This window comes from Streptosporangium fragile (genome assembly GCF_039534445.1).
GTDB classification, from domain to species: Bacteria; Actinomycetota; Actinomycetes; order Streptosporangiales; family Streptosporangiaceae; genus Streptosporangium; species Streptosporangium fragile.
This window is the reverse complement of sequence record NZ_BAAAVI010000020.1, coordinates 1-12,893: the sequence shown is the minus strand read 5'-3', so window position 1 is coordinate 12,893 and position 12,893 is coordinate 1. Positions and strand designations below refer to the sequence as shown.

Below are 12,893 nucleotides of genomic sequence, written 5' to 3'. Positions count from 1 at the left end.
TGCAGACGACGCCGCCTGATGGAAGGGCGGCCCCGGGCCGGAAGGAGGTGTGGAGAGCATGCGGGTTGTTGTCCTGACCGTGCCGTCCATCAACCTCCGGGTGCCCGCCTAGCGATTCACGACAGGGCACCCGGCCTTCCCAAAGGGTGTACCCGAATTGTCTTCGTCAATCGTTCCGTCTTCTTCGTCTTCTCTCGCCGCGCTCGGCTGGGACGACTCCTTCGCCGCAGAGCTCCCCGACGGCCTGCTGCCCGCCAGGGTGGCACGCGTCGACCGCGGCGCCGCCGAGGTGCTCTCGACCGAAGGTCCCCTCAGGGCCCACTACGGCGCCAGAGTGCGGCGTGAGGCCGCCGCGGACCCCGTGGCCCTGCCCTGCGTGGGCGACTGGGTCGGGCTCCGCAGGCTGGCCGAGGGCCGCTTCGAGCTGGAGGCGTTGCTGCCGCGGCGCACCGCGTTCGTGCGCGGCGGCGTCGCCCGGGTCTCCCGGGGCGGCCTGTCCGGCGACTCCCAGGGCCAGGTGCTCGCGGCCAACGTCGACGTCGTCTTCGTCGCCGAGCCCGCGTTGCACGCCACCGACACCGCCGACCTGGGCCGTATCGAGCGGTTGCTCGCGCTGGCCTGGGAGAGCGGCGCCCAGCCCGTGGTGCTACTCACCAAGGCCGATCTCGTCCGGGAAAGCCTGGAGTTCCTGATGCGCGAGGTCGCCTCGGTCGCGCCGGGGGTCGACGCGTACGCGATCTCCTCCATCACCGGGGAGGGGGTCGACGTCGTCCGCGGCCACCTGCAGGGCGCGCGCACCGCGGTGGTGCTCGGCGCCTCGGGCGCGGGCAAGTCGACGCTCGTCAACGCCCTGGCCGGGACGGAGGTCATGGAGACCCAGCAGGTCAGGGCCGGTGACGGCCGGGGCCGCCACACCACCGTCCACCGGGAGCTCATCGTGCTCGCGGGCGGCGGCCTCGTCATCGACACGCCGGGCATCCGCCGGATCGGCCTGTACGACATGAACGAGGGCGTGGATATGGTCTTCGCCGACCTGGAGGAGATCGCCGCGAGGTGCCGGTTCGGCGACTGCCGTCACGACAGCGAGCCGGGCTGCGCCGTGCTCGCCGCCATCGAGGACGGCACGCTTCCGGAGCGGCGTCTGGAAAGCTGGAACAAGCTCCAGCGGGAGGCCGTCTGGATGGCGTCGAGGAGCGACGCGCGGCTCCGCAAGGAACTGCAGAACAAGTGGAAGATCATCCACAAGGAGATGCGGAAGACGGGCCGTAACCGCCCCTGATCCGCGAAAGCCGTGACCGGCACCGACGTGTGAAACGTGCCCGCCGTGCGGCCGCCTCCGACAAGGCGCCGCACGAGCGGGCCCCGACGAACAACGTGTGATCTCGCAGGGGGACGTCGCGAGATCACACGTGAGGGGAAAGCCGGGTGGAGGTACTTGCTCAGGCGACGGCGCTGATGCCGGCGCTCGCGGCGCGGCGCATGCGACGGCGACGCTCGGAGGCGCGCTCGTCCTCGTTCAGACCGCCCCAGGTGCCGTACTTCTCCGGACGGGAGAGCGCGTAGTCAAGACACTCGGCGCGGACGGGGCACTGGGCGCAGATCGCCTTGGCCTTACGCTCGCGGATGTCACGCTCGGGCTGACGCTCGCCATCGGGACCGAAGAAGAGCACGAGGTCCTCGCCCCGGCACGCGGCGTCATCCTGCCATCCCCAGCTGGGCCGAGGCCGGGCGGTCTGCCGACGTACCTGAGACATGAGAAAACCACCTTATAGTGAGAGGGTATTTCGGGTTGATGCCGCATTGGACGTTTGTGACGTCCCTGGGTCCAACGCCTGGATTGGCCGTGATGTTCCCTCAGGTCAGGTCAGCGCGGACGTGGCGTGCAGCACAGGGGTTACCCTGTCCAGCGTGACCAGCCGGTAGGTAGTGATCGTCTCGGCGCAAGCCATACCACATGGCGTTGTGAACGTCATGGGTTCAACCACTACCCGAAAACGAGCGCCATTACCGCGCACAAATGCCTCGGTAACGGCGCCGTCCAACCTGGAGGATTCCACGGCCACTCCGCCGACCGAGAGTTCGCCCGTATGGATGCGGACGAAATGCTCGGCGGCCTGCAGTGGCTCAGGGATGCCTGCGCGTCCCCGGAAACGGTCGAGGATGACCTCGCCGGACCGGTACGCATCGGCTGCCGCGACCGCAGCAGCCTGAGACATGCTGCCGTAGTAAAGCCCGTGTGGCAAGCACACGAGGTTGGCGGCGTATCGATCGCCGCCAACATGTGATGTTTCCCATACTCTGTCGGGCAGGATTTTCGCCAGCGACCGAGCGAGGGGAAGTCCAATGCGGGCGCAGCACGCGTTGCGCTTTGCATGCGTGCAGACCAGAAAAACCGGCTCCTTCACAAGTATGCAGGACTCCGGGACCACTCCGGCCACCACGTTGTCAAGGTCAAGATCGTCCGGACCTGCGATGACGCCCTCGGCGATCCACGGCTCGGCGGCGGTGGAGTCGGCGACCATGACGTGAAGCCCGGCGCCCGCGGGGTTTCTGCGCCCCGGGCGGCGGATCAGCTGGGGCCGGATGCCGAGCGTGGTGGCCCGTTTGATAAGAGTGTGAATCTCCTCGGGGAGGTCGCAATCCTCCAGGTGTGAGGCCCAGGGTCCGGAGTGCTCGATGAGCAACCAGAAGCGGGCCCCGACGGTGGCGCTGGCGTGGATCGGCAGGTCGCCGGTATGGCAGCCCGGCGGGTGTGTGCAGCCCCTCGCCGCCACAGCCGATGCGTTCCCCGTGATCACGCGCCCCCCATTCTGACTTAGGTAAGTCTAACCTAACGGATATTCCATCCTGTCTGGAGGGGCAAAATGCGCGGTACGGGGTAGAAAGCAAGGTTTACCTCAATTTTGCGGCGCGCTCTGCGAGATGGTGCTTCCCCGGGGCGGGAGGCCGTGCGGGGCCGGGAACAGGACCTGGGCCGGGGCGGGCGGGAACGGTCCGGGCGTTCCCGTTCCCTTTCGAGCCCCGGAGCCCGTCAGTAGGCCAGGGCGGCCCGGGCGGCGGGCAGGGCGGCTTCGCGGTCCTCAGGGACCAGGCCGATGCGGGTCCGCCGGTCGAGCAGGTCCTCCACGTCCAGTGCGCCCTCGTGCCTGACCGCCCAGACCAGTTCGGCCCCCGTCACCCCGGTGGGGCCGGGCTCGGCCAGCCAGGGTTCCCGGGCCATCAGGGCCCGCACGGCGTCCGCCTCGCTCCCGTACCGGCCCGTCAGCCGGTCACGGGCCCCGCGGTCGGCGCGAGTGGCCCCGACCAGGGGGAGCCGGGCCGTGCGGCTCGGCCCCGCGTCCAGGCCGCCGAGCGACACCGCCCGGTCCACCGCGTCCTCGGCCATCCGCCGGTAGGTGGTCAGTTTGCCGCCCACGACCGTCACCACCCCGTCCCGCGAGATGAGCAGGGCGTGTCTCCGCGACAGGTCCGCGGTGCGCCCCTCGCCGGCCAGGAGCGGCCGCAGTCCGGCGTACGTGCCGGCGACGTCCTCGCGCCGGAGCGGCGCCTCCAGCACCGAGTTGAGGACGCCGAGGAGGAAGGCGACGTCCTCCTCCGGGGCCTGTGGCACGTCCGGGACGGGGCCGTCCACCGGCTCGTCGGTGAGGCCCACGTAGACCCGGCCGTCGGGCTGGGGGAGCACCAGGGCGAACCGGTTGTTCTCGCCGGGGATCGGCACGTGCAGCCCGGCCGTCAGGCCGGGCAGCGTCCGCGCCCGCAGGACCAGGTGCGTGCCGCGGGAGGGGCGGATCCGGACGTCCGGGTGCAGCCCCGCCGCCCAGACCCCGGTGGCGTTGACCACGGTCCGGGCCCGGATCACGAAGGAGTCGCCGGTGAGCTCGTCGCGGACCGACGCCCCGCCGCCGGTCAGCTCCAGGGCCCGGCAGCGGGTCAGCACCCGCGCCCCCAGCGCCGCGGCCGTCCTGGCCAGCGCGACCACCAGGCGGGCGTCGTCGGTCAGCCGCCCGTCCCACGAGAGCAGGGCGCCGCGCAGCCCGCGCCGGTCCAGTGGCGCGGCCAGGGCGAGCGCCCGGTCGGCGGGGATCCGCGAGGGGCCGGGCAGCAGGCGCCGGGGCGTGCGCGCCGCCGCCCGCAGCCCGTCGCCGAGCCGGTAGCCGGTCATCGCCAGCGCCGCCTGGCGGCGGGAGACCGCCGGGACCAGCGGCAGCAGGTAGGGCTCCGCCCCGACCAGGTGCGGCGCAGTGCGCCCGAGCAGGACGCCGCGCTCCACCGCGCTCTCGTAGGCCACCCCCACCTGCCCTCTGGCCAGGTAGCGCAGCCCGCCGTGGATCATCTTGGAGCTCCACCGGGAGGTGCCGAACGCCAGGTCGTGGGCGTCGATCGCGGCGACCGAGAGGCCGCGGGAGGCGGCGTCGAGCGCGGCCCCGGCGCCGGTGGCACCCAGCCCCACCACCAGCACGTCCACCACCAGGTCGCGGACCTCGGCCAGCTCGCGGGAGCGGCGGGCGGCGTTGAGGGAGGAGTTCACGGGCGCAGGTACCTTTCCAGGAGTGCGGCCAGTTCGGCGTCCAGGTCGTCCTGGGTGACGGGGCCGAGCATGGTGCGCCCGGACAGCAGGAACGACTGGGCGGTCAGCAGCACCGCCCTGGCCAGCGTCGCCGGGGCGCCGGGGCGCACGGTCCCCCGCTCCTGGCCCCGCGCGATCGCCGACTCCACCAGCGTGAGCATGGCCTCGTGACTGGAGCCGCGCCGGTCGAGCAGGTACGGCAGGAGCAGCTCCGGGTCCACCTCGACGATCTTGCGCCAGAGCGGGTGGTTGCGGAGCTCCCGCACCACCGACACCGCCGCGGTGACCGGGTCCTCGCCGGCGAAGCGCCCCACGACGCGCACCCACTCGCGGGTCATCAGGTCGGTGACGAGGCTGCGCACGTCGGGCCAGCGGCGGTAGATCGTCATGCGGGACAGCCCGGCCCGGCGGGCCACGTCGGTGAGCGTGGCGCGCCTGACCCCGACGGCGAGGATCACCTCGCGGGCGGCGTCGAGCACCCGGTCCCCGCCCGCACCGGATAGATTGTGACGGATGGACGTCATATGTCACAGTGTAGAGGTGGAAACTCCGATGAGCGCCGCGGAACCCATGCTCTGGTCCGGCTGGGGCGACCCCGCCAAGGCCGCCGACCTTCCCGAGCCGGTCCGCAGGCTGCTCCACGACATGCTGGGCGTGCGTCCGCCGCAGGCGCCGGCCGCGAGCTTCGGCGAGGTGCGGCTGCCCGCCGCGGCGCTGTCCCCGCTCGTCCTCACCGAACTGCGCGGCGCCGTCGGCGCCGACCACGTACGCTTCGACGACGACGCCCGCATCCGCCACACCCGGGGCAAGTCCACGCCCGACCTGATGCGCATGCGCGCCGGAGACGGCTCCGACGCGCCCGACGCCGTGGTGCTGCCCGGCTCCCACCGGGAAGTCCTGGACGTGCTGCGGATCTGCGCCGGTCACCGGGTCGCGGTGGTCCCCTTCGGCGGCGGCACCTCGGTGGTCGGCGGCCTGGTCGCCTCCCGGCGGGGCTTCGCCGGAGTCGTCGCGCTGGACCTCGCCCGGCTCGACCGCCTGATCTCGGTCGACGCCGAGTCGATGGTCGCGGAGATGGAGCCGGGGCTGCGCGCGCCGCAGGCCGAGCAGCTCCTGGCCGGGTACGGCCTCACGCTCGGCCACTTCCCCCAGTCGTTCGAGTACGCCACCCTCGGCGGGTTCGCCGCCGCCCGTTCCAGCGGCCAGGCCTCGGCCGGATACGGACGCTTCGACGACATGGTCGTCGGCATGACGGTGGCGACCCCGCGCGGCACCCTCGACCTCGGCCGGGCGCCCAGGTCGGCCGCCGGACCGGACCTGCGCCAGGTGATCCTCGGCTCCGAGGGGGCCTTCGGCGTGATCACCTCCCTGCGCCTGCGCGTGCGGCGGGCCCCCGCCGAGCGGGTCTACGAGGGGTGGCGGTTCGAGTCGTTCGCGGCGGGCTCGGCGGCGCTGCGGCGGCTCGCCCAGGAGGGCGCCCTGCCCACCGTGCTGCGCCTGTCCGACGAGACCGAGACGATGATCGGCCTGGCCAGGCCGGGCGAGATCGGCGCCCTGGCCGCCGACGCGGGCTGCCTGGCGGTCGCCGGGTACGAGGGCGCCGCCGCGGAGGTGCCGGTCCTGCGGGAGCGGGTCGCCGCCGTGCTGTCGGGGCTCGGCGGCGTCTACCTCGGCCCCGAGCCCGGCGAGTCGTGGGCGCGGGGCCGCTACTCGGCGCCCTACCTGCGTGACTCCCTCCTGGCCGCGGGCGCGACCGTGGAGACGCTGGAGACGGCCGGGTTCTGGTCCGCCCTGCCCCGGCTCTACGACGCCGTACGGCTCGCGCTGCAGGCCTCGCTCGGCTCGCCGCTGGTGATGTGCCACATCTCCCACGTGTACGAGACCGGCGCCTCGCTCTACTTCACGGTCGTCACCGCGCAGAGCGCCGACCCCGTCGCCCAGTGGGAGGCCGCCAAGCGGTCGGCGAACGAGGCGATCGTCCTGGCCGGCGGCACGATCTCGCACCACCACGGCGTCGGCCGCGACCACCGGGAGGCGTACGCCGCCGAGGTCGGGGAGGTGGGCATGGAGATCCTGCGCGGCGTCAAGGACCGCCTCGACCCGGACGGCATCCTCAACCCGGGCGTCCTGATCACCCCACCGGCCGGGTCCGTCTAGAGCCGGGTCTGTCCGAGGCCGGGTCTGTCCGGGGCCGGGCACGTCCGAGCCGGGCGCGTTCCAGCCGGACCGGGCGGTTCGGCGGGCGCGGGCCGGGCCGCGGGGCCGTAGCCCGGTTCCGGTGGCCGTCCCGCGCCCCGGAAGGCCCTAGGAGGCGACCACCAGCTTCTCCATGGCGGCGCGGAGCGGGACGGGGATGTCGGTGGGCCGCCTGCCGTCGCGGTCCACGAACACGTGGACGAAGTGGCCCTCGGCCACGACCGTCTCACCGTCCTCGCGGAACAGCCCCAGCTCGTAGCGGACGCTGGAGCGGCCGAGGCGGCCGACCCGGAGCCCGACCCTGATCGCCTCGGGGAAGGAGATCGACGCTTTGTAGACGCAGTGCGACTCGACGCACAGCCCGATGGCGTCTCCGCCGTGGATGTCCAGGCCCGCGGCCCTGATCAGCCAGTTGTTGATCACAGTGTCCATCAGCGAGTAGTGGACGGCGTTGTTGACGTGACCGTAGACGTCGTTGTCCTTCCACCGCGTCGGAACGGTCTCCCAGTAGGCGTACACGCCAGAACTATATTCCAGTGCCTGCCGCGCGCCGCCTCCGGCCGGTGCGGCCGTCCCGCGGGCGGCGGCCGTACGTCGTGGGCGGCGCGGTGGGCGGCGCCCTCCTGCTGCGAGAACCTCCGGGAGAGCGTCGCCCCCGCCGACGCGGAACTCCCCCGGAAGAGGGCGACGGAGGATCCGGAGCTCCGGGTGTACTTCGACGACTTCCGGATCGGCCGGCTTTCCTGAGGCGGCTGCGCCTTTGGAAGATCGTTGCCAGAATATCGACCATGGTCGACGTCGGGCGGGCCGCGGAACGCGGGCATGGGGTCTCCTCCAGGGTCTCGGAGGAGGGCGCGGGCTGGTCCTGTTCGCAGGTCGGCACCTTCAAGGACCTGAGGCCCGACCGCGACACCTTCTCCTGGCTCAACCCGCGCACGCTCTGGCGTTCCAGGAACGAGGTCCTCGCCGCCCTGTTCGGCGACCCCTCGGGGCAGGTCCGGGCGCGCTGGATCGCCTCCCAGCGGAGCCGGGGCGTCGACGGGTCCTTCCGGATCCCGGTGGAGACCGGCCCCGAGTTCTCCTTCCTCGTCCTCGGCGACACCGGCGAGGGCGACGCCTCGCAGTACGCCGTGGTGCCGGGCATGCTCAGGGTCGGCCGGGACACCGCCTTCGCCGTCGTGGCCAGCGACGTGATCTACCCCACCGGCTCCGGCAACGAGTACGAGAACAAGTTCTTCCGCCCGTACCAGGACTACCCGGCCCCCATCTACGCCATCCCCGGCAACCATGACTGGTACGACGGGTTGGGCGGCTTCATGCGGGTCTTCTGCGACGCCCCCGCGCTCCAGGCCGAGGACGAGGGTTTCCGGCTCTCGCCCTCCGGACTGCGCGGGCTGCTCTGGCGCAGGCCGGAGAAGATCGACGAGGCTCGCCTGGCGCGGGCGCGCGAGCGGCGGGCCCGGCCCGAGCAGCGGGCCGTCCAGCCCGGCCCGTACTGGGTGATCCAGACCCCGGCGCTGCTCATCGTCGGCATCGACACCGGCATCCGGGGCGACCTGGACCGCGACCAGGCCGACTGGCTTCGTGAGGTCTCCCGCGACCCGCGGCCCAAGGTGCTCATCACCGGCAAGCCCATCTACACCCGGAACGAGTACAAGCCGTCGAAGCTGGCCGGGGGCGGCACCGTCGACGACATCGTCACCGACCCCGCCCACAACTACGTCGTGGCCATCGGCGGCGACGTGCACAACTACCAGCGTTTCCCGGTCAGGGTCGGCGACCGGACGATCCAGTACATCGTCGCGGGCGGCTCCGGGGCCTTCATGCACGCCACCCACACCATCCCCAGGGTCACGGTCGGCGGCGTGCACGAGGACGACTACCGGTGCTACCCGCTGCGCGGCGACTCGCTGTCGTTCTACAGCAGGCTCTACAGCGAGCGGCTGCGCATGCGCTGGCTCTACCTCACGCCCGCCGAGAGCGCGGCGCTGATGTCCCGCCAGATCGGCAACACCCCGGTCCGCGACATCCCGCCCGTGCCGATCACCCGGCGGATGAGGTGGGCGGCGCGGTTCCTCGGCGGCTGGCCGATGCCGTTCCGGCTCCCCGTGGGCAGGACCTTCCACCGTTCCCTGTCGGAGCTGTCCGACTGGGACACCCCGCCGTTCTTCAAGAGCTTCCTGCACGTCTCGGTCACCCCCGAGGCCCTGCGGATCCGCTGCCACGCCGCCACCGGCTGCCTGGCCCAGGAGATCGAACCCCCGATCGAGGACGAGGTCGTCATCCCGCTCGTCTGATCGGAAATGTCGGTCCGCCGTGGCAGGCTGGGCGTATGAACGTGGCAGTCGCGGCCGGTCCGGGCGGCGGGGGCGCGCTGCGGGCGGACGGCGAGCCGGCCAGGGCCGTGGCCGACCTGGTCACCGCCGTGCGCGCGCTGGAGGCGGCGTGCCCGCGCTGGGTCTGGGCCGACACCCGGGAGGTCTACCCCGCCCTGCTCGGCGCCGGTGTCCGGCTGGGCCGCTGCCATGATCTCGCACTGACCGAGGGCCTGCTGCTCGGCTACGAGGGCCGCCACGACGAGCCCCGGTCGGCACTGGCCGCCCACGCCCGGCTGCACGGCCTCCCCGTGCCGGAAGACCGGCACGGGCCGCAGGCGCGGCAGGCCACCCTCTTCGAGGAGGAGCCGCCCCCGCCCGACGCCGGCCTGGTCGCCGAGGTCCACGCCGACCAGCTCCGCCGCATCGAGGCCACCGCCGACCCGCGGCGGTTCCGGCTGCTGGTCGCCGCCGAGTCGGCCGGGGCCCTGATCGCCGCGGAGATGGCCCACGAGGGCATGCCCTGGCGCGAAGACGTCCACGACGAGCTCCTGACCGGGCTGCTCGGCCCGCGCCCGGTGCACGGCATGCGGCCGGCCAAGCTCCAGGCCCTGGCCGACCAGGTCTGCGCCGCCTTCGGCACCACGTTCAACCCCGACTCTCCGCAGCAGATCATCAAGGCGTTCAAGGCGGCCGGCGTCCAGATCGCCTCCACCCGGGCCCACGACATCAAGCGGGTGGACCACCCGGGCGTCGCCCCCCTGCTCGCCTACAAGGAGCTCGCCAGGATCTACAGCTTCCACGGCTGGGCCTGGGCCGACCAGTGGGTCCGCGGCCACCGCTTCCGGCCCGAGTACGTCGTGGGTGGCGTCGTGTCGGGCCGCTGGGCCACCAGCGGCGGCGGCGCTCTGCAGATCCCCAAGGTGATGCGCAGGGTCGTGGTGGCCGACGAGGGCTGGACGCTCGTCGTCGCCGACGCCGCCCAGCTCGAACCCCGGGTGCTGGCCGCCATGGCCCAGGACGCCGGCCTGGCCGCGGCCGCCGGGCAGATCGACCTGTACCAGGCGCTGGCCCAGGCGTTCGGGGGCGAGCGCGACCACGCCAAGATCGCCATGCTCTCCGCGATGTACGGCGGCACCAGCGGAGACGCCCCCAAGCTGCTGGCCGTGATGCGCCAGCGCTTCCCCGCGGCCTACCAGTTCGTCGAGGACGCCGCGCGGGCGGGGGAGGAGGGCAGGGTGGTCCGCTCCTGGCTGGGGCGCACCAGCCCGCCGCCCTCGGCCCGCTGGCGTGAGCTGGTCTCCGGCCCCGACGGGGGCCGGGCGGCCCGCGACCGCGGCCGGTTCACCCGGAACTTCGTGGTCCAGGCCACCGCCGCCGAGTGGGCGCTCGCGCTGATGGCCGTGCTGCGCCGGCTGCTCCCCGACCCGGCCAGGCTGGTGTTCTTCCAGCACGACGAGGTGATGGTGCACTGCCCGGCCGAGCTGGCCGGTGAGGTCGTCGCCGCGGTCGGCCGGGCGGCGGAGGAGGCGACCCGGCTGCTGTTCGGGCCGACCCCGGTGCGCTTCCCCATGCAGGCCGTCCCGGTGCGTTGTTACGCCGACGCCAAGTGACCGTCCGGCGGGCCGGGACGGGGTGCCCTCCCGGGAGCGGTCCCGCGGCCGTCACCCGCGGGGTGAGCCGGTCCGTGGTGGAGGTGGGCCGGGGTGGTGAGCCGGTCCGTGGTGGAGGTGGGCCGGGGTGGTGAGCCGCGCGGGTCAGCGGCCGCGCAGGGCCAGCCAGACTCCGGTGGCGCCCGTCATGACCGCCACGGCCCCGCCGAGGACGCCGTACGACAGACCGCCGGCGATCACACCGGCGACCACGGTTCCGGTCGCGCCGCAGGCGTTCATCAGCATGTCGGACAGGCCCTGCACGGCGGGGCGGTGCTCCAGGGGAGCGGCCTCGGTGAGCATCGCCGACCCGGCGATCAGGCCGCACGACCAGCCGAGGCCGAGCAGCGTCAGCCCGGTCGTCACCTGCGTGACCCCGTGCGCCCCCGCGCCGCCCGCCAGCACCGCCGCGGTCAGCAGCAGCCCCATGCCGAGTACCAGCACCCGGACCCGTCCGGCCCGGTCGGCCAGCCAGCCGACCACGGGGGAGAGCACGTACATCCCGGCGATGTGCAGGCTGATCACGATGCCGATGACCGTGTAGGTCGCGCCGCCGTGGGAGAGATGGACCGGTGTCATGGTCATGATCGACACCATGGCGGTGTGGCTAACCGCTATCGCGGCCAGCGCCCGCCGGGCGGCGGGCGCCCCGCGCAGCACCCGCCACGCGGTGCGCAGCGTGCCTCCGGCCTTGCCCGCGGCCGCGGACCCGGCGGTTTCCGATCCGGCGGTCCGGGGTCCGGTGGGTCCGGTGGGTCCGGTGGGTCCGGGCCCGGTGGTCCGGGGTCCGGCGGTGCCGGCGACCGAGCGGGCCAGCAGCAGCGGGTCCGGGCGCAGCGCGAGCACGACGACGGCCAGGACGATCGTGAAGGCCGCCGCGGCGAGGAGGAAGGGGCCGTTGCTCCGGGCCAGGCCGAGCGCGTCACTGAGACGCTCGGCGGGGCCCGCGAGGTTCGGGCCGGCGACTGCGCCGATCGTGGAGGCCCAGACCACCAGCGACAGGTGCCGGGCCGCGTGGCCGGGCGGTGACAGGTCGGTCGCGGAGTAGCGGGCGGCCAGGTTGCCCGCGCTGGCCCCGCCGAACAGCACCAGCCCGCCCAGCAGCAGCTGCCACGAGCCCACGCTGATGGCCAGCACCGCGATCAGACAGCCGAACAGGGCGCACCCGTAGGCCAGGGTGAGTCCGGCCCGCCGGCCGCCCCGGCCGGAGGACCGGGCGGTGGGCAGCGCCAGCACCGCGGCGCCCAGCACGGTCGCGGTGCCGGCCAGTCCGCTCAACGCGGTGGAGCCCGACAGGGCCTCCACGGTCAGCGAGCTGAAGGACAGCCCGACGGCGACCCCGACTCCGCCGGTGATCTGCGCGGACGACAGCACGGCGAGCGTCCGCCGTTGCGCGACGGTCACGCGCTCCGGATCCTCAGCAGATACACCGGGGTTTGCGGCTTCTGCGGTCACGAGTGAAGTCTGTCATCGCTCATGACCGCTCGACCATGACCGCTCGACCTCACTGGGTGGAGGCGAAAGTGGAGAAGAAGATCTCCAGCATCTCCGCGCTCTTCTCCCACTCCAGGTCCGGGGTCCGGAAAGCGATCAGGTACGCGGTCTGGCCGTTGAGGACGACGTAGCGCGTCAGCCCGTGCATGGGAACCCCGTTGGCCTGGACGTAGGTGTACTCCCAGTCGGCGGCCTTCCAGTCGCGGTAGTCCACCGTGGCCACCTCGACCTCGGAGTACTGGTCCAGGCCCGCTCTGCTGAGCTTGCCGAGCCCGACCAGCGGGTCGGCGACCGGGACCTCGGTCACCGAGATCCTCTGCCCGCTGTTCTTCGGCCCGGAGAAGACCACACCCGTCCTGCCGGTCCGCTTCACCGTCCAGTCGCCGGGCACCGCGGCGGAGAGGCCGTCCGAGGTCCGCAGCACGAAGCCGTCCGGGACCTCACGGGTCTCCTCGGACTGCGCGGGCCGGTCGCCGGGTCCGAGTCGCCGCCGAGCAGGAGGACGAGCAGTACGGCGACCACGACGGCCAGTACGCCGCCCCCGGCGAGCAGCAGGAGCCGGGAGTCCGGCCGGCCGCCGCTCAGCAGGCCACCCTCGCCCGCCGCCCTGCGGGCGCCCCTGCGCCCCGCGGCCCGGTCGGGCGCGGCCGCGGCTGAGGCCGCGGGCTG

General features: G+C 73.2%; 11 protein-coding genes and 1 pseudogene. 4 read left to right on the top strand and 8 right to left on the bottom strand.

All coding sequences use genetic code 11. The annotated features are described in order from the left end of the window. Nucleotides 1–157 precede the first annotated feature (157 nt). On the top strand, nt 158–1,279 hold the full coding sequence (rsgA, locus tag ABD841_RS15450; protein WP_344971920.1) for a ribosome small subunit-dependent GTPase A: 1,122 nt from the start codon (nt 158–160) through the stop codon (nt 1,277–1,279). Between the two features lie 160 nt (nt 1,280–1,439). On the opposite strand, the gene ABD841_RS15445 is transcribed toward rsgA, so the two are convergent. From ABD841_RS15445 to ABD841_RS15430, 4 genes are all read right to left on the bottom strand, one after another. Then, nucleotides 1,440–1,754, bottom strand: coding sequence for a WhiB family transcriptional regulator (locus ABD841_RS15445; RefSeq protein WP_012893126.1), 315 nt, complete (start codon nt 1,752–1,754; stop codon nt 1,440–1,442). Nucleotides 1,755–1,859: 105 nt separating this feature from the next. Then, on the bottom strand, nt 1,860–2,798 hold the full coding sequence (locus tag ABD841_RS15440; protein WP_344971918.1) for a ferredoxin family protein: 939 nt from the start codon (nt 2,796–2,798) through the stop codon (nt 1,860–1,862). A 233-nt stretch (nt 2,799–3,031) separates the two neighbouring features. Continuing rightward, nucleotides 3,032–4,528, bottom strand: a complete 1,497-nt coding sequence (locus ABD841_RS15435; RefSeq protein ID WP_344971916.1) for a glycerol-3-phosphate dehydrogenase/oxidase — start codon at nt 4,526–4,528, stop codon at nt 3,032–3,034. Beyond that, nucleotides 4,525–5,091 carry a TetR/AcrR family transcriptional regulator gene (locus ABD841_RS15430; RefSeq protein ID WP_344971914.1) on the bottom strand — a complete coding sequence of 189 codons (567 nt, stop codon included), beginning with the start codon at nt 5,089–5,091 and terminating at the stop codon, nt 4,525–4,527. The genes ABD841_RS15435 and ABD841_RS15430 overlap by 4 nt, the downstream gene beginning before the upstream one ends. A 46-nt stretch (nt 5,092–5,137) precedes the next feature. Here ABD841_RS15430 and ABD841_RS15425 point away from each other — a divergent pair, with 46 nt between their 5' ends. Continuing rightward, on the top strand, nt 5,138–6,724 hold the full coding sequence (locus ABD841_RS15425) for an FAD-binding oxidoreductase (RefSeq protein ID WP_425581989.1): 1,587 nt from the start codon (nt 5,138–5,140) through the stop codon (nt 6,722–6,724). 147 nt (nt 6,725–6,871) lie between these two features. Here the strand turns inward: ABD841_RS15425 and ABD841_RS15420 are convergent, their stop codons facing one another. After that, nucleotides 6,872–7,282 carry an acyl-CoA thioesterase gene (locus ABD841_RS15420; protein WP_344971910.1) on the bottom strand — a complete coding sequence of 137 codons (411 nt, stop codon included), beginning with the start codon at nt 7,280–7,282 and terminating at the stop codon, nt 6,872–6,874. A gap of 269 nt (nt 7,283–7,551) precedes the next feature. Between ABD841_RS15420 and ABD841_RS15415 the strand changes: the two genes are divergently transcribed. Together ABD841_RS15415 and ABD841_RS15410 are read left to right on the top strand one after the other, a co-directional pair. Further along, on the top strand, nt 7,552–9,060 hold the full coding sequence (locus tag ABD841_RS15415) for a metallophosphoesterase family protein (RefSeq protein ID WP_344971908.1): 1,509 nt from the start codon (nt 7,552–7,554) through the stop codon (nt 9,058–9,060). A gap of 35 nt (nt 9,061–9,095) precedes the next feature. Beyond that, complete coding sequence (locus ABD841_RS15410) at nt 9,096–10,691, top strand: bifunctional 3'-5' exonuclease/DNA polymerase (protein WP_344971906.1); 1,596 nt, start codon at nt 9,096–9,098, stop codon at nt 10,689–10,691. A 144-nt stretch (nt 10,692–10,835) separates the two neighbouring features. On the opposite strand, the gene ABD841_RS15405 is transcribed toward ABD841_RS15410, so the two are convergent. The 3 genes and pseudogenes from ABD841_RS15405 to ABD841_RS15395 all read right to left on the bottom strand — a co-directional run. Next, nucleotides 10,836–12,134, bottom strand: coding sequence for an MFS transporter (locus tag ABD841_RS15405; RefSeq protein ID WP_344971904.1), 1,299 nt, complete (start codon nt 12,132–12,134; stop codon nt 10,836–10,838). A gap of 100 nt (nt 12,135–12,234) precedes the next feature. Continuing rightward, nucleotides 12,235–12,648 (bottom strand): hypothetical protein, encoded by a 414-nt coding sequence (locus ABD841_RS15400; RefSeq protein ID WP_344971902.1) that lies wholly within the window; start codon nt 12,646–12,648, stop codon nt 12,235–12,237. Beyond that, nucleotides 12,594–12,893 (bottom strand): annotated as a pseudogene (locus ABD841_RS15395) (hypothetical protein); the annotation flags it as partial. The gene ABD841_RS15400 and the pseudogene ABD841_RS15395, both read right to left, overlap by 55 nt.